The following is a 17,228-nucleotide window of genomic DNA, read 5'->3' as shown; positions in this document are numbered from 1 at the left end:
AACGGCGGTCCACAGGTTCGTGGTAATGGATCAAGGCTGGGTCTTCCGGCATCTGGGCACGCTCGGCCTTGGGCCGTTGCGTGCCGCGCCCGCGAGCGGGCGCCTGGGGCTTTCAGGCGGCAGGGCTGTTGTGGTGTCGTGGGGCTGGAACACCTTCTGTCTTGACCTTCCTCCCCCGTATGGAGCCCCTCGCGGAGGGCGTGATGGGCCGGGAGAAGGCGCTGGATGTCTGAGCGAAGCCGCAGGCGCAGCGAGTTCAGCGCCGCCGGCCCAGCACGTCCGGAGCGAGGTTCCCTGGCGAAATCCGGGTGCCCTTCTTTGGGTCCTTTCTTGGGCAAGCAAGAAAGGACCTCGGGGCGCGCTGGCGAGTCAGCGCTTGGCAGTATGTGGACCAGAGCCACCGTAAACACCGGATGCAGAACCAGGACCAGCCACTACAAGGCAGACGACCGGCCGGAGGCACCGTAAACACCAGAGAGGCCGAACCGGGACCAGCCACCAACAGCAGGCGGCTGGACGCCGCCACTCGCACGCCAAGGTGATAGGCTTGGCGCCCGCCACCACACTCGCTCGCGACCGGAATCCGAATGGCACTGCTGACCCTGCGCAACATCCACCTGGCCTACGGCATGGCCGCCCTGCTCGACGGCATCAACCTGAGCCTGGAGCCAGGCGAACGGGTCGCGATCGCCGGACGCAATGGCGAGGGCAAGTCCACACTGCTGAAGGTCATCAGCAGCCAGATCCAGGCGGATTCCGGCGAGATCACCCGCCAGGACGGCCTGACCACCGCCTACCTGACCCAGGAACTGCCACCGGGGATCGAGGGCAGCGTGTTCGACGTGGTCGCCGAGGGCCTGGGCGAGGTCGGGCGCCTGCTGGAGCGCTTCCATCACCTGAGCCAGGCCGCCGCGGGCGGCGACATGCAGGCCCTGGAAAAGATGGGGCCAGTGCAGTCGCAGCTGGATGCGCTGGACGGCTGGAGCCTGCAGAACCGGGTCGAGACCACCATATCGCGCCTGAGCCTGGACCCGGAGGCCCCGTTCGCGGCGCTGTCCGGCGGCCTCAAGCGCCGGGTCTGGCTGGCGCGCGAGCTGGTGCAGCGCCCGCAGCTGCTGCTGCTGGACGAGCCCACGAACCACCTGGACGTGGCGGCCATCCGCTGGCTGGAGGAATTCCTGATCGACAGCGGACTGACCGTGGTCTTTATCAGCCATGACCGCCAGTTCATGGAGAGCGTGGCCACCCGCATTCTGGAACTGGACCGGGGCCACCTGTACGAACACCCGCCCTCGATCGAGGAGTTCCGCCGGCGCCAGGCCGAACGCCTGGAGACCGAGGCCAGTCAGCGCGCGGAGTTCGACCGCAAGCTTGCCCAGGAGGAGACCTGGATCCGCCAGGGCATCAAGGCCCGCCGCACCCGTAACGAGGGCCGGGTGCGCGCCCTGCAGGCCCTGCGCAAGAAACGCGCCGAACGGCGCGAACGCGGTGGCCAGGTCAAGATGAAACTGAGCCCGGAACAGCGCTCCGGGCGGCTGGTGATCGAGGCCGAACACGCCGACTTCGGCTACGAGCAGCCGATTGTGCGCAACGTGAACCTGCTGCTGCAGCGCGGCGATGCACTGGGCATCGTCGGGCCCAATGGCGCCGGCAAGACCACCCTGCTGCGCGGCCTGCTCGGCCAGATGCCGCCACTGTCGGGCACGGTCAAGCTCGGTACCCAGCTGGAGATCGCCTACTTCGACCAGGCGCGGGCCCGGCTTGACGAGAGCACCACGGTGCAGGACGCCGTGGGCGAAGGCCGCGACCGGGTGATGGTGAACGGCGAAAGCCGCCACATCCTCTCCTATCTGGAGGACTTCCTGTTCCCGCCGGCGCGCGCGCGCCAGCCGGTATCCGCACTGTCCGGGGGCGAACGCAATCGCCTGCTGCTGGCCAAGCTGTTCCTGCGCCCGGCCAACCTGCTGGTACTGGACGAACCCACCAACGACCTCGACGTCGAGACCCTCGAGCTGCTGGAACAGCTGCTGATCGAGTACACGGGTACCGTGATCGTGGTCAGCCACGACCGTTCGTTCCTGGACAACGTCGCCACCTCAACCCTGGTCCTGCCCGGCGACGGTTCCGTGGAGGAATTCGTCGGCGGCTGGTCGGACCTGCCGGAGCGCGTCACCCGGCGCCTGCTCGAGGGTGCCGGCAGCCAGGCACCGACACCGGAAGCGCCCCCGAAGAAGCCGGCCGCGGAGGCACCCGCACCGGCCGCAGGCTCCGTCGCCCCGCGCAAGCTGTCCTACAAGGATGCGCGCGAGCTGGAGGCCCTGCCAGCGCGCATCGAGACCCTGGAGCAGGAGCAGCTGGCCATCAGCACGGCGATGACCGATCCTGAAACCCTGCGCGACGGCACGCGCATGCGCGACCTGCAAACCCGGCTGGAGCAGGTCGAGGCGGAGCTGGCCCAGTGCTACCAGCGCTGGGAACAACTGGAATCCGGCTGAGCCCCGGCGCGTCTACCCGGGAGGGGCGACCGGGGCCGGCCCGGGAGCACGCTCAACTCCCGCCGGTGCCTGCCGTAACAGGGGTTGAACAGCCACCTTTCGGGTGCGCGGCTACATCGCCGCCACCGATTCCGCATCGTGTCCGGAGGCCCGGCACGGCGCGCACAAGGAGTCATCGCATGCTGGACAAAATCTCCATTCGCGGGCTGCTGATTGCCGGCTTCGGCCTGGTCGTCGCCATCCTGATCATCAACTCGCTGCTCGCGCTGCGGGCACTGAATGTCGGTGGCCAGGGGGTGAGCGAGCTGACCCAGTCGGACTATCCGGCGGTGGCCCGGGCCAACGATGTGGAGCAGCTGCTGCAGGAAAGCGCCGCCTTCCTCGGCTTCTACCTGATGAGCGAGGAGACCGAGCACCGCGAGGCCTGGCTGACCGCGATGGAAGAACTCGACCAGGCGATGCGCGCACTGGCGCAGGACCCGGTAGTCCAGGGTTCCGATGAGCTGACCCGGATCGCCGAACGCGCGCGGGACCGCATCGACGCCTTCGCGGCCCACCGCGACCGCCTGATCGAGATCGCCGAGGATATCTCCGAGAACATGCCGGCCCAGGGCGTGGCCAATGCGCGCGCCAATCCAGCGAACATCCAGCTCACGCAGCTGACCAGCACCATGATCAACGAGGAAATGGGACGTCCGCGCTTTCAGCGGTCGTTCGAGCGGCTGGGCGAGTTCCACACCCTGCGCGCCAACCTGCTGCAGATCACCTCGAACCTGCGCGGCTTCATCGCCTTCCGCGACGACTCCTTCGAACAAAACCTGCGCCTGTACCTGGGCCAGACCCATGACGTGCTGGCACGGCTGCTGGAGCAGTACGACGACCTCGACTTCGAACAGCAGATCGCGGTGGAGGACTTCGAGCAGCAGCTGGGCATCCTCGACAGCGCGATCCAGGACATCGTCCGCATCCACGGCAGTGACGAGGCCCTGCAGGATGCCTGGCTGATCCGTACCGAGGTCGGCCCGGTGATCTTCGAGGCGCGCGCCGAACTGCAGGCCCTCAGCCATCGCATTACCGAGCGCGCCGAGCAGGCGGCCAGCGACCTGGGCGTGACCATGCGTGCGACCCAGGTCACCCAGGGCATTCTGGCGCTGATCGGGGTAATCCTCGGCGTCGCCGGTGCCGTCTTCATCATCCTGGTCGTACGCCGGGCACTGACGCATTCCACCACCGCCCTGGAGGAGATCGCCGACGGCGATGGCGACCTGAGCCGGCGCCTGGATGAACACGGCCTGATCGAGACCGCACGCCTCGGGCGCGCCTTCAATCGCTTCACCGACAAGATCGCACAGGCGATCGGCAATGCCCGCGGCAGCACCGAGACCCTGAACCGGGCGACGGAGAACCTAAATCAGGAGGCCTACCAGGCCCGCGAGGCAGTCGCGCGCCAGCGCGACGAGACCGAGCGCGTCGCCACCGCGATCAACGAGCTGCAGAGCAGTGCCGAAGAGATCGCACGCAACACCGATGCGACGTCGCAGGCCGGCGACCAGGCCAGCGAGGCCGTCGACAACGGCTCGCAGGTCATGGAAAAGAACATCGAATCCATGTCCTCGCTGCTCGGCACCGTCGAGCAGGCCGCCGAAACCGTGGCCCGGCTGGGCGAGGACTCGAAGCAGATCGGGACCATCCTCGAGGTGATCCGTGGCGTAGCCGAGCAGACCAACCTGCTGGCGCTGAACGCGGCGATCGAGGCCGCACGCGCCGGGGAGCACGGGCGCGGCTTCGCGGTGGTGGCCGACGAGGTGCGCAAACTTGCCACCCGGACCCAGGAGTCCACCGACGAGATCGAGACCATGATCTCGCGTCTGCAGACGGCGACCGCGAGCGCGGTCACGGCGATGCAGCAAGGCCAGGACGAGGCCGAGGCCACCATGGAGCACACCGCCGAGGTCAACGGGGCCCTGCAGCAGATCCGCCAGTCCGTCACCACCATCGTGGAGATGACCGATCAGATCGCGGTGGCCGCGCGGCAGCAGAGCACCGTGGTCGAAGACATCAACCGCAACATCGTGCAGATCTCCGACGAGGCCGATCAGTCCGCCGAGACCGCCGACCGGGTCAGCGCGGCCTCGGACGAACTGAAGCAGGTGGAACGCGAGATCCAGCAGGCGCTGGCCCAGTTCCGGCTCTGACGCCGGTCAATCCCCGGGCGCAGCTTCGGGGCTGCAGCCCCAGTCGCAGCCTGCCTGCCAGGCCCTGACGGCCTGGCGCAGGCGGCGCACCACGCCCCGGCGTCCGGAGACCCCGACCCGCATCGCCAGGGCCTCCCAGTCCATCGGGCGTTCCTGCAGGGCCGCCGCCAGCAGCCTGCCTTCCGCGTCGGAGGGCGGGTCGGCACCGAGCCGGCGCAGCAGGGCCGGCAGCGCCCACTCCAGCGGTCGGGCACGTTCCGCAAAGGCCCGAATCTCCTGCCAGTCCCGCGCGGGCATGGGGTCCGCGGCGGCCACCTCCGGCAGCACACGCTCCAGTGCGTCCGCCAGGGCGGCCTCGTGCCCCGGCCACAGGCGCTCGCGCCAGGCGGGCCAGTCACGCGCCTGCGCCGCGGCCAGTTCCCGCACCTCGCCCGCCGCCGCGTCGACCGCCCGCAACACCACACCCCCCGGGCGCCCGCTGGCCGGATCGGGCCGCAACCCGACCCGGACCAGGTCAAAACCGGCGCGCCGCCACAGGCCCAACAGACCGGCATCCAGGCCAAAGCTGGCCCCCAGCAGGGCGACCCGCTCCGCGCGCGCCCGATCCGCGATCGCACGCAGCAGACGCCTCCCGAGGCCACGCCCCTGCCACAGGGGGTGGACCGCGATACGCTGGATCCGCCAGACCGGACGCCCCGCGAGATCCAGCGCCCCAAGCCCGGCCAGGACACAGGGCAGGAAGTGCCCCTGCGGACGCCGCTCGCCGGCCCAGACTGCCTCGGCCAGCGGGCGCTCCAGCCCCGGCTCCGCAGTCACCAGCACCGCACCAAACAGGTCACCGGGGCCCGCACCCTCAAGGGTGAGCAGACGCATCGCGGGGTCTTCCAGCCAGCGCTGCAGATCCGAGGGGCGGGTACGGTAATGGGCATCCGCCAGCAGGCCGGCGACGGCCTCCAGGCGCGGCGGCTGGTCCACCAGGCCCGCGGCCGCCCCCCAGCGCCAGCGCACGGCCTGGGGCGCGGGCACGGCGCTGCGCGCGCGCAACAGAAACAGCGCATCCAGCCAGTCTTCGAGCGGATCGGCCGCGCCCCAGCGCACCGGGGTCTCGAGCCGGGCCTGCCGCACCCGGAACCCGGCCTGCTCCAGGGCCGGCAGTACCCGCAGGCGAAAGCCCTGCCCGCTGCCCTCGAACCCGCCCGTGGTGGTCGCCAGCACCAGGCACCTGGCCCGCCCCGCCAGCCGCAACAGCTGGTCCACCGGCAGCGCAGCCGCCTCGTCGACGACCAGGGTCCCGGGGCGCTCGGCGGCCGCCTCCAGCATGCCCGGCGCCCGATAATCCAGTGCCGGCGGCAGCGCGCCCAGGCGGGCGCGGGCCGCGGCGCGCACCGCGCGCACCGCCCTTTCGGTCGGACCGGTAAGTCGCGCGCACGCCCCGCTGTCGGCCCATACCGCAGCCATCCAGTCGCCCAGCAGGGTGGACTTGCCACGCCCCCGGGGCGCGGTCAGCACCCGGCATTCGCCTGGGCCCAGCGTATCCAGCAGGCGTCGTGCGGCCACCTGATCCGGCGTCCACGCAAACGCCCCGCGGCCGTCGCCACTGGGCAGCGGCCAGTGGTCCGGCGGGTCCTCGACCCACTCCACCACCGGCGCACGCAGCGCGGCCTGCCAGCGCTGCGTCCAGCCACCAGAGGCCGCGGCCGCCTCCACGAGCAGCAGCAGAATCCCGCCCCCGCGCAGGAGGCCGGCGGCGACCGCGAGGGCATCACCGGCCACGGGGGTGCCCGCCTCGAACACCACGACGTCGCACTCGGAGCCGAGATGATGACCGGCCTGTGCCGGACGCGTGGCGGGCACACCCGCGGGGGCGTGCGTACCCACCCACAGCACCCGCACGCCGGAGGGCATTCGCGCCAGCCACCGGGCGGCACGGGCAGGCCCGGAGGCGGCTGCCGACACAGCCAGCAGGCGCCTGGGGGGCTGCGTCATGACCACCCCCGCGCGCCTGCAGACACCTGTGGCCCATGAGGACCCGGCCTTTCGCCCTGCAGGCGGCCGGCGATATTGTGTGGACTGGATCTCAAGTTTCTGCGACCGCCGCCGTACAAGGTTGTTAGAGACGCCCTGTTAATTCCTGTACAAACACTGTACAAATGGGTCCGGGGCGGGATGGTTCCCGCTTCATCACTCACGAAAGGGTACTGCAGATGACCACGATTACGTTGCCCGACCGACTGCGCATCGACACGGTGGCCGAATGCTGGGAGGCACTGCACGCGGCGATCGACCACGGCCAGCCCGTGATGCTGCAGGCAGGAGCGGTGCAGGCAATCGATGCGGCAGGGGCACAGATGCTGCTGTTCGCGGAACAGACGGCCCGCGCTCAGGGCCAGCCCGTGGCCTACGAGTCCTGCAGCGACACGCTGGAGCACGCGCTGGGGGCCCTGGGTCTGGCCGACCTGCACGCCCGCATGCAGACCCCACCCACGATTCACGACCCGAATTAAGGACACAACGACATGGCAAAGGTACTGGTGGTGGACGACTCCGCCTCGATGCGCCAGATGGTCGCATTCACGCTGAAACAGGCCGGACACGAGGTCACCGAGGGCCGCGACGGCAATGACGGCCTGAGCAAGGCCCAAGGGCTGAAGGCGGATCTCGTGATCACCGACGTCAACATGCCGGGCATGGACGGACTGCAGCTGACGCGCGAGCTGCGCAAGCTCGGCAACTACAAGTTCACCCCGATCCTGGTGCTGACCACCGAGGCCGGCGCGGACAAGAAGCAGGAAGGCAAGGCGGCCGGCGCCACCGGGTGGCTGGTCAAGCCGTTCGATCCGGACCAGCTGATGAACACCGTCAACCGGGTGCTGCGCTAGTCATGTCCATTGACATGTCCCAGTTCGTCGACGCCTTTCTCGAGGAGAGCTTCGAGGGGCTGGAGCGCATGGAGACCGAGCTGCTGGCCCTGGAGGGCGGCGGCGATCCGGAAACGCTGAACACGATCTTCCGTTCCGCGCATTCCATCAAGGGCGGGGCCGGGACCTTCGGCTTTGCCGCGATCTCCGAGTTCACCCATGGCGTCGAGACCCTGCTCGACCGCCTGCGCAACGGCGAGCAGACCGCCGACCGTGACACGGTAAACCTGCTGCTGCGCGCAGTGGACATCCTGCGCGCGCAGCTGGAGGCTGCGCGCGACGGCGGCGAGGCGGACCCGGCCGAGATCGCCGAGGTGCGCACACTGATCGAGGCCCACCTGGGCGAGCCGGCGGCGGAAGCCCCCTCATCGCAGACGGCGGACACAGCTGTGGCCTCGTCCGGCGCCGGCTGGCGCATCCACTTCCAGCCGCACCGAGACCTGATGCGCACCGGTAACGACCCGCTGCGCATGTTCGAGGTGCTGGAAGAATTCGGCACGCTGCGGGTGAGTTGCGAGACCGGTGATCTCCCCGGTACCGCCGCCGGCTTCGACCCGGAGGAGTGCTACCTCGCCTGGACCCTGGAGCTCGAAGGCGACACCACCGAGGAGCAGCTGCGCGAGGTCTTCGAGTGGGTCGAGGACGAATGCGACCTGAACATCGAGCCGCTGACCGCGGACGCCGGGGCCGGGGCCGAGCCCCCGGATGCGCCGGACGCGGGGGCCAGCGCGGCCGAGGCGACCGCCGCAGGCGGCACCCGGCAGCCCGCCGCCAGTCGTGGCAGCGAATCCAGCTCCATGCGCGTCAATACCGGCAAGATCGACGCCCTGATCGACATGGTCGGCGAACTGGTGATCACGCAGTCGATGCTGACCGACATCAGCGAACAGCTGGAAGACGACCCGTCGCAGATGGAGGCGCAGATCGAGCGCCTGCGCAACGGCCTGGCGGAGCTGGAACGCAATACCCGCGAGCTGCAGGAGAGCGTGATGGGCATCCGCATGGTGCCGATCGCGCAGATCTTCAATCGCTTCCCGCGGCTGGTGCACGACATCTCCGGCAAGCTCGGCAAGCAGATCGAGCTGACCCTGAAGGGCGAATACACCGAGATCGACAAGACCGTGATGGAGCACCTGGGTGACCCGCTGGTACACCTGGTGCGCAATGCGGTGGACCATGGCATCGAGCTGCCCGAGGCCCGCCGTGCAGCCGGGAAGCCGGAGACCGGCGAGGTCACGCTGGAGGCCTACCATCGTGGTGGCAACGTGATCATCGAGATCCGCGACGACGGCAAGGGCATGGATGCCGAACGCATCCTCGCCAAGGCGCGCGATGCCGGCCTGGTGGGACCGAATCAGCACCTGGAACGCCACGAGATCCTGCAGCTGATCTTCGAACCCGGACTGTCCACCGCCGACCAGGTGAGCGACCTCTCCGGCCGCGGCGTCGGCATGGACGTGGTGCGCAAGAACATCCGCGGCCTCGGCGGCAACGTGGAGCTGGAGTCCGAGCCCGGCCAGGGCTCGCGCCTGACCATCCGCCTGCCGCTGACGCTCTCCATCATGGACGGCCAGCTGCTGAAGGTGGGCGAGGAGACCTTCGTGATCCCGCTGATCGCGATTGTCGAATCGCTGCAGACACAGGCTGGCAGCGTGCAGCAGGCCTTCGGCAAGCTGCCGCTCTACCGCCTGCGCGACGAATACATCCCGATCGTGGACCTGGCCGCCCTGTTCGGGCGCGCCGAGCCCAGCCCGCTGCCCGACCCGGCCCTGCTGGTGGTGGCCGAGGCCGATGACCAGCGCGTGGCCCTGCGGGTGGATGACCTGCTCGGCCAGCAGCAGGTCGTGATCAAGACACTGGAAACCAACTTCCGCAAGGTCCCCGGTACCGCCGGCGCCACCATCCTCGGGGATGGTCAGGTCGCCCTGATTCTGGATGCGGCGGGCATTGCGCGAATGGCCGCCGGGCGCGATACCCGCGCGGCCTGAATCGGGGGAAACACTGACCAATGAATACGCTCGCGTTGGGACCCGAGGTTTTCCGAGACAAGGCGCGGTGCGCCGCGGGTAGTGGCGCTACCCGCAAGCAGCGCAACGCTGGATCGGGGAACCTCGGGTCCCAACCCCACAAACCATTCCATGCAGGGGCTCGGCCGCTTTTGCGCGCGAACGGCGTTGCGACTCCCTTGTGCAGAGTGACTGCACGGCAGTCACCGCGCCTTGTTCGCACGCAAAAGCGACTCGAGCGCGAACGTATACATTGATCAGTGTTTCCCCAGGAGCCGAACCTCATGGCGAACGACGCAACCCAGTCCATCCACGACCCGGCCACGGCCGGCGAGGACCAGTACCTGACCTTCATCCTCGCCGAGGAGGAATACGGCGTGGACATCCTGCGGGTGCAGGAGATCAAGGGCTGGGAACGCCCCACGCCCCTGCCAAACACGCCCGACTACATCCGCGGCGTGATCAACGTGCGCGGGATGATCGTGCCGATCATCGACCTGCGCCTGCGCTTCGGCATGGAACCACTGGACTACGGCCCCACCACCGTGGTGATCATGCTGCGCGTAATCAACGAGGACCGCGAGCGCGTAATGGGGGTGGTGGTCGACGCCGTCTCCGAGGTCTACAACGTCGGCGCCGAGGACCTGCAGCCGGCGCCGGACTTCAACACCCGTATCGGGGTCGACTTCGTGCGTGGCCTCGCCACGCTGGACGAAAAGATGATCCTGATGCTGGATATCGACACCCTGCTCGGCCCGGGCCTGATCGCCAGCGCCGATGCCATCGACGCGGGGGCTACGGCCTGATTCCGGCCCGACAAGGACGATGCGGACGATCGCGGTGATCAACCAGAAGGGCGGAGTCGGCAAGACGACCGTGACCCTGAACCTGTCGCATGCCCTGGCCCTGGCCGGGCATCGCGTGCTGGCGATCGACGCCGATCCGCAGGGTCATCTTTCCATGGCCTTTGGCCTGGAAGACCCCGCCGGGCTGGACCGCGTCCTGCACGGCGAGGCGCGTCTGGCGGACGCCTTCAGCGAGGCCGGAAACGGCCTGCAGATCGTCGCCGCCGGCGAGCAGCTGCAGGAGGTGGAAAACCTGAACGCGGGAGGGGCCGAGCGCGGCTGGCGGCTCAAGCGCGCGCTGGACGACCTGCCGGAAGCGTTCGATTTCGTGCTGATCGACTGCCCGCCCTCGGCCGGCCTGCTAGGCATGAACGCGATCATCGCCGCCGACGAGGTGCTGATCCCGGTCGCCGGCGACTTTCTGGCCCTGAACGGGCTGTCGCGGCTGATGCGCATCCTGCAGGGCATCGAACAGCGGCTGGGCCGGGCGCGCACCAAGTGGATCGTGCTGTCGCGCTTTGTCGAGCAGCGCCGCCACGCCCGCGAGGTGCGCGAGCGCATCCGCGAACACTTCGCCGCCGCCCTGCTGCCCACCACCATCCGCGAGACGGTGGTGCTGGCCGAGAGCCCGAGCTTCGGGCAGACGATCTTCGAGTACCAGCCGCGCCACCGCGCGGCCAGGGATTTCCAGCAGCTGGCCGCCGACCTGGTCGCGGCCGGGGCACAACCGACGACCCGCCCACCGGCGGCACACGCCTGAGCCGGGGAGAACGGACCATGACCACACGCAAGCGCAACAAGCTGGGCACCGACCCGCTGGGCTGGATGGACACCGCTGACGCGGCGTCCGGCGCGAACCACGACGACAGCGCAACCGAGGTCGCGCCCGCCGCCGCGCCCGAACCCGGCCCGGAACAGGGCCCGACACAGAAGACACGCCAATCCACGCGCCGCCGGAAACCGGCTGCGCGACAGACGAACACGCCAAGCGAGGACACAGCAATGGCCGCCAATCCGAAACCGAACGTTGCCGGCACTGCCCCGGACGAACTCATGGACAACCGCTTCATGCAGGCCGCCTGCGAAGGCTCGAAGATGGCCGTGATGATGTGCGACGCGGACATGAACATCATCTATGCCAACGCGTCCGTGCTGTCCTTCCTGCGCGAGCGGCGCGATGCGATCCGCCAGGTGTTTCCGGACTTCGATCCGGAAAACCTGATCGGCCAGTCCATCGACCAGTTCCACAAGGACCCGTCGCACCAGCGCGCGATCCTGAGCAACCCCGCCATGCTGCCCTACACCGCGGAGATCGAGGTCGGCGGCATTGAGTTCAGGCTGCAGGCCTCCGGTATCACCGACGACCGCGGCCAGATCATCGGCAACATGGTCGAGTGGCAGGACATCACCGAGGTCAACGAGCTGGAGCGCGAGCGCGCCCGCCTGCGCTCGGCGTTCAAGGGTGCGACCCAGGCACAAGTGCTGACCGACGAGCGCCTGAACATCGTCTACGCCAACCCGGCGGCGATGGACCTGCTGCGCGAACACCGGGCCGCCCTGCAGGAGCTGGCGCGCGACTTCGATCCGCTGAAGCCGCAGGGCTGCGACCTCGCCGAGATCTACCAGGATGCGCCGCGCCCCCGCGGTGGCGATGGCCACGGCCTCCCAGAGAAATACTCGCTCAAGACCGGCGAGCTGCAGATCGACCTGAACGCGACCGAACTGAAGGATGACGACGACGAGTTCTCCGGCTACATGGTCGAGTGGAATGACGTCACCGACCTGCGCATGGCGGAAAAGGATATCGACGACCTGATCCGTGACGCCGCGCGCGGCAAGCTGGACGAGCGCCTGACCCCGGACAGCTACGACGGTTTCGTGAAGAACATCGCCGAAGGCGTGAACGAGCTGCTGGATGCCGTCGTGCCGCCGCTGCGCGAGGGTTCGCGCGTGATGCAGGCGATGGCCGAAGGCGATCTCACCGCACGCCTGGAAGGCGACTTCAAGGGCGAGTTCGCCGAGTTCCGCGACGCCATCCACACCTCGCTGGAGAACCTCGACCAGCTGGTCGGGCAGATCCTCGAGGGGGCCGGCAACGTGCGCTCGGCCTCCGCCGAGATTGCCCAGGGCAATACCGACCTGTCGCAGCGCACCGAGGAACAGGCCTCATCGCTGGAGGAGACCGCCTCGTCGATGGAGGAGATGACCTCCACCGTGAAGTCCAACGCCGACAATGCGCGCCAGGCCAATCAGCTCGCCAGCGCCGCGCGCGACAAGGCGCGGGAGGGCGGCGAGGTCGTGGACAAGGCCGTCACCGCGATGGGCGAGATCAACCAGTCGTCGAAGAAGATCGCCGACATCATCGGCGTGATCGACGAGATCGCGTTCCAGACCAACCTGCTGGCACTGAACGCGGCGGTCGAGGCCGCCCGTGCCGGCGAACAGGGCCGCGGCTTCGCGGTGGTCGCCACCGAGGTACGCAACCTGGCGCAGCGCAGCGCCCAGGCCGCCAAGGAGATCAAGACCCTGATCAACGACTCGGTGGAGCGCATCGGCGAGGGCAGCAAGCTGGTCGACAACTCCGGCAAGGCCCTGGAGGACATCGTCGACTCGGTGAAGAAGGTCTCCGACATCATTGCCGAGATCGCCGCCGCCAGCGAGGAACAGTCCACCGGGCTGGATGAGATCAACAAGGCCGTGACCCAGCTCGACGAAGTGACCCAGCAGAACGCCGCGCTGGTCGAGGAGGCCGCGGCCGCCAGCGAATCGCTGGACGACCAGTCGCGCGAGCTGCTGGACCTGATGAGCTACTTCAAGGGCGAACGTGCAGCCGCCGCGGGCAGCGCCATGCAGAAACCGCGGTCACCGGCCCCCGCACGGCCCGGCGGCAGCGACCTGAAGCGTCCGGCCTCGGCGGGCGGCGGTGCCCGACGTCCGGCACCGGCGCCCACGCGCCAGGCGGACAGCGGCGAAGAATGGGAAGAGTTCTGAGCGGAGACCCATGCTGAATGGCCGCCTCCGAACAGCTGAACGAGCGCGACTTCCGGCGCGTGGTGCACCTGACTCAGGAACGCACCGGCATCATGCTCAACGACAGCAAGCGCGAGCTGGTGTACAGCCGGCTCAAGCGCCGGCTGCGCGCGCTCGGGCTGGAGAGCTTCGACCGCTACCTCGACCGTGTGGAGGGCGGGGATGCGGGCGAGCTGGAGGAGTTCATCAATGCGCTGACCACCAACCTGACAGCCTTCTTCCGCGAGGCGCATCACTTCGAGATGCTGGCAGGTCCGGCGCTGACCTCGATGCGCAAGCGTAACCCCGAAGGTCCGCTGAAGATCTGGTCGGCCGGCTGCTCGACCGGCGAGGAGCCCTACTCCATCGCAATGACGCTCGCCGAGGCTGAAGGAATCGGCCAGGCCCGTATCCTGGCAACCGATATCGATTCGCGCGTCGTGCAGCATGCGGATGCCGGGGTCTACGACGCCCAGCGCGTAACTGGCATCCCGCGTGACCGCCAGCGGCGCTGGCTGCTGCGCGGCAGTGGCGCCAACGAGGGCCGGGTCCGAATCCGCGACGAGCTGCGTTCGATGGTGCACTTCCGACAGATGAACCTGTTCGACGACTGGCCGATCAAGGGCCCGCTGGACGCGATCTTCTGCCGCAACACGCTGATCTATTTCGACAAGCCGACCCAGAAGCAGCTGGTGGAGCGCTTTGCCCGGCTGCTGCGGCCCGAGGGCTTTCTGTTCATCGGTCACTCGGAATCGCTGTTCCGGGTCACCGAGGCCTTCCGCCTGCTGGAACAGACCGTGTACCGGCGGGTGGCCTGATGTCCGCGCTGCCGGAGCTGCACGATCACGCGTTCGCGCATATCAACCGCTACTGGGACCGCACCCACGCGGCCCCGGCCGCGAAGCTGCTGCCGGGCGAGGCCTACGTATCGGTGGCGGCCACCGAGCTGATCACCACCGTGCTGGGCTCCTGCGTGTCGGCCTGCGTCTGGTCCCCGAGCGTCGGGGTCGGCGGCATGAACCACTTCATGCTGCCGGACGGGGACCGCGACCGCGGCTGGGGCCCGGCGGCATCGAGCGCCACCCGCTACGGCACCTATGCGATGGAGTTCCTGATCAACGAACTGCTCAAGCTCGGCGCCCCGCGCGAGGACCTGCAGGTCAAGATGTTCGGCGGTGGCCGGGTGATGGCGGGGATGACCGACGTCGGTGCCCGCAATATCGCCTTCCTGCGCCAGTTCATGCGCGACGAGGGCCTGACGCTGGTCGCCGAGGATGTCGGCGGCCCCTGGCCGCGCAAGGTCGTGTTCTTCCCGGCCTCGGGGCGCGCGCGGGTCAAGAAGCTGATGTCCCTGCATAACGACACCCTGCTCGAACGCGAGCAGGATTACCGCCGCCGCCTGAAGACCGAACCGGTGGCCGGCGACGTGGAGCTCTTCTAGATGACTACCCGCCCCCCGATACGCGTGCTGGTCGTCGACGACTCGGCCCTGATCCGCAAGCTGCTGACCGAGATCCTCGGCGCACAGGACGGGATCGAGGTCGTGGGCGCCGCGACCGACCCCTTTGACGCCCGCGAGAAGATCAAACAGCTGGAACCGGACGTGCTGACGCTGGACGTGGAGATGCCGAAGATGGATGGCATCACCTTCCTGCGCAACCTGATGCGGCTGCGCCCGATGCCGGTTGTGATGGTCTCGTCCCTGACCGAGGCCGGAGCCGAGGTCACCCTGGAGGCACTGGAGGTCGGCGCGGTGGACTTCGTCACCAAGCCGAAGGTTGATGTCTCGCACGAGCTGCAGGCCTACAGCGATGTGCTGGCCGAGAAGGTGCGCACGGCTGCGCGCATGCGCCTGCACGCGCGCAGCGTCAACGCCCCGGTCCCGCAGCGGCTCGCCGCCGTGGGCAGTCGCCTGAAGACGACGGACCGGGTGATCGTGCTGGGCGCCTCCACCGGCGGCACCGAGGCCCTGCGCGAGGTGCTGACGGCACTCCCCCCGGATGCCCCCGGCATCCTGATCACCCAGCATATCCCCGCGGGTTTCAGCAAGGCCTTCGCCGAGCGCATGGACCGCAGCACCGCGCTCAGCGTGAAGGAGGCCGCCGACGGCGACGTCGTGATGCCGGGGCATGCCTACGTGGCCCCGGGCACCGACTACCACCTGCGTCTCGCCCGCGACGGCGCCCGCTATGTCTGCCGCCTGGACACCTCGGGTCCGGTCAACCGGCACCGGCCGAGCGTGGACGTGCTGTTCCGCTCCGCGGCGGAACAGGCCGGCGCCAATGTGGTCGCCGCCCTGCTGACCGGAATGGGGGATGATGGCGCCGAGGGGCTACTGGCGCTGCGCGAGGCCGGGGCTCACACTGTCGCCCAGGACGAGGCCACCAGTCTCGTCTGGGGCATGCCCGGCGAGGCCGTCAAGCGTGATGCGGCGGTACAGGTCCTGCCGCTGAACCGCATCGCGGCCGCCCTGATCCGCGACCACCGCCACGCCACCGCCGGCACCCAGGAGTGAACACCATGGACCACCTGCAACAACGGCTCGCCCGCACCCTGGCCCCGCGCTTCATGGCCCTGGCCCTGGCGGTCGGCCTGTTGCTGCTCGCCGCAGGGTTGCTGCTCGCCGGGAGCGGCGGCATGGCCCTGGCGCCCCTGGCGCTGGCCGTGCTCGCGGGGCTGCTGACCCTGGTACTGTGGCAGCCGGCGGCCGCCGCCGAGCCCCCGAACCTGCAGCGGTCCGAAGCTGGCGCCGTATGCGGCCCGCTGTCCGACGAGATCGACCAGGCGATGCATTTCGAGCTGGAACAGCTGGAGGCCGAGATCCGTCGCCAGCGCGACCTGATCGCCGCGGCGGTACAGGACCTCGGGAACAGCTTTGGCGAGATGCACGAGATCGTCGGCCGCCAGATGGAGCTGATGACGTCCGACCTCGCGGCACGCAACGGGGAAGAAGAAAGCCTGTCCCAGGCCGAGATCATCCGCGAGCTCACCGAAAAATCCGACGAGACCCTGCAGATGTTCATCGACACCCTGGTGGAGATCTCGCGCCAGAGTGTCGAGAGTGCCCACCACATCGAGGACATGAGCGAGCACATGAACGGGGTCTTCAAGCTGCTCGACAGCGCGGGCGCGATCGCCGGCCAGACCAACCTGCTGGCGCTGAACGCCAGCATCGAGGCCGCCCGTGCCGGCGAGGCCGGGCGCGGCTTCTCCGTGGTGGCCGACGAGGTGCGGTCACTCTCGCAGCGATCCGCGACCTTCCACGACGACATCCGCGCGCAGATCGACCAGGCCCGCGAGTCCATCCGCAAGGTGCACGGTACGGTGCACGACATGGCCTCGCGCGACATGAGCGACAGCATGGGCGAGAAGGACCGCATTACCCGGCTGTTCCAGTACGCCCAGCGCGCCACCGACGAGATGGAAATCCGCGTGCGCGAGGAGGCGGAGCTGAGCGAACGCATGAACCGGGCCGTGGCCACCGCGGTGCGTTCCCTCCAGTTCGAGGACATCGCGCGCCAGTCCCTGGGGACCGCCGAAGAGGCCATCCGCCACCTGCAGGAACTGCAGGGCATCCTGCACGAGGCCCGCGCCAACGAGGATGCCGGTGCCATGGCCGAGCGCGTGCGCGAGTGGCGCGACCAGCGCCGCAAGAGCCATCACCGGGCGGTCGAGCAGCAGGACATGGGCAGCGGCGAGGTGGAACTGTTCTGACGCCGCGCAAACAAATGCCCTAAAGACAGTTCCGCGACCCGGCATG

Annotated in this window: 13 protein-coding genes and 1 pseudogene; 13 read left to right on the top strand and 1 reads right to left on the bottom strand. The window is 68.9% G+C overall.

Annotated elements, in window-relative coordinates; translation table 11 throughout:
- The first annotated feature begins 25 nt into the window (after positions 1 to 25).
- The 3 genes and pseudogenes from D000_RS14495 to D000_RS0110790 all read left to right on the top strand — a co-directional run bounded on the left by D000_RS14495 (position 26) and on the right by D000_RS0110790 (position 4,690).
- Positions 26 to 233 (top strand): annotated as a pseudogene (locus D000_RS14495) (hypothetical protein).
- A gap of 354 nt (positions 234 to 587) precedes the next feature.
- Entirely contained in the window at positions 588 to 2,495 is a 1,908-nt protein-coding gene (locus D000_RS0110795) for an ATP-binding cassette domain-containing protein (protein WP_018873535.1), read from the top strand.
- 179 nt (positions 2,496 to 2,674) lie between these two features.
- Positions 2,675 to 4,690, top strand: coding sequence for a methyl-accepting chemotaxis protein (locus D000_RS0110790; protein WP_018873534.1), 2,016 nt, complete (start codon positions 2,675 to 2,677; stop codon positions 4,688 to 4,690).
- A 6-nt stretch (positions 4,691 to 4,696) separates the two neighbouring features.
- Here the strand turns inward: D000_RS0110790 and D000_RS13490 are convergent, their stop codons facing one another.
- The gene (locus tag D000_RS13490) at positions 4,697 to 6,676 is read right to left on the bottom strand and encodes a GNAT family N-acetyltransferase (RefSeq protein WP_051074967.1); all 1,980 of its coding nucleotides are present in this window, start codon (positions 6,674 to 6,676) and stop codon (positions 4,697 to 4,699) included.
- Positions 6,677 to 6,894: 218 nt separating this feature from the next.
- Here D000_RS13490 and D000_RS0110780 point away from each other — a divergent pair, with 218 nt between their 5' ends.
- From D000_RS0110780 to D000_RS14445, 10 genes are all read left to right on the top strand, one after another.
- Entirely contained in the window at positions 6,895 to 7,194 is a 300-nt protein-coding gene (locus tag D000_RS0110780) for a lipid asymmetry maintenance protein MlaB (RefSeq protein ID WP_018873532.1), read from the top strand.
- Positions 7,195 to 7,206: 12 nt separating this feature from the next.
- Complete coding sequence (locus D000_RS0110775; RefSeq protein WP_018873531.1) at positions 7,207 to 7,569, top strand: response regulator; 363 nt, start codon at positions 7,207 to 7,209, stop codon at positions 7,567 to 7,569.
- A gap of 2 nt (positions 7,570 to 7,571) precedes the next feature.
- Positions 7,572 to 9,596: a chemotaxis protein CheA gene (locus tag D000_RS0110770; RefSeq protein ID WP_018873530.1), complete on the top strand. Its 2,025-nt coding sequence runs from the start codon at positions 7,572 to 7,574 to the stop codon at positions 9,594 to 9,596.
- Positions 9,597 to 9,898: 302 nt separating this feature from the next.
- Positions 9,899 to 10,420 (top strand): chemotaxis protein CheW, encoded by a 522-nt coding sequence (locus D000_RS0110765; RefSeq protein WP_018873529.1) that lies wholly within the window; start codon positions 9,899 to 9,901, stop codon positions 10,418 to 10,420.
- 19 nt (positions 10,421 to 10,439) lie between these two features.
- Positions 10,440 to 11,219 carry a ParA family protein gene (locus D000_RS0110760; RefSeq protein WP_018873528.1) on the top strand — a complete coding sequence of 260 codons (780 nt, stop codon included), beginning with the start codon at positions 10,440 to 10,442 and terminating at the stop codon, positions 11,217 to 11,219.
- 17 nt (positions 11,220 to 11,236) lie between these two features.
- Entirely contained in the window at positions 11,237 to 13,450 is a 2,214-nt protein-coding gene (locus D000_RS0110755) for a methyl-accepting chemotaxis protein (protein ID WP_018873527.1), read from the top strand.
- A 17-nt stretch (positions 13,451 to 13,467) separates the two neighbouring features.
- The gene (locus D000_RS0110750) at positions 13,468 to 14,286 is read left to right on the top strand and encodes a protein-glutamate O-methyltransferase CheR (RefSeq protein ID WP_018873526.1); all 819 of its coding nucleotides are present in this window, start codon (positions 13,468 to 13,470) and stop codon (positions 14,284 to 14,286) included.
- Positions 14,286 to 14,909, top strand: coding sequence for a chemoreceptor glutamine deamidase CheD (gene cheD, locus D000_RS0110745; protein ID WP_018873525.1), 624 nt, complete (start codon positions 14,286 to 14,288; stop codon positions 14,907 to 14,909). Before D000_RS0110750 ends, cheD begins: the two co-directional genes overlap by 1 nt.
- Entirely contained in the window at positions 14,910 to 15,983 is a 1,074-nt protein-coding gene (locus D000_RS0110740) for a chemotaxis response regulator protein-glutamate methylesterase (protein WP_018873524.1), read from the top strand.
- A gap of 5 nt (positions 15,984 to 15,988) precedes the next feature.
- A complete protein-coding gene (locus D000_RS14445; protein ID WP_018873523.1) occupies positions 15,989 to 17,182 on the top strand; it encodes a methyl-accepting chemotaxis protein in 1,194 nt (397 codons plus the stop codon).
- Positions 17,183 to 17,228 lie beyond the last annotated feature (46 nt).

Source organism: Thioalkalivibrio sp. ALJ16 (assembly GCF_000377345.1).
In the GTDB taxonomy this organism is placed as follows: domain Bacteria; phylum Pseudomonadota; class Gammaproteobacteria; order Ectothiorhodospirales; family Ectothiorhodospiraceae; genus Thioalkalivibrio.
Note: the sequence above shows the minus strand (reverse complement) of the source record. Positions and strands in the feature narration are given on the sequence as shown.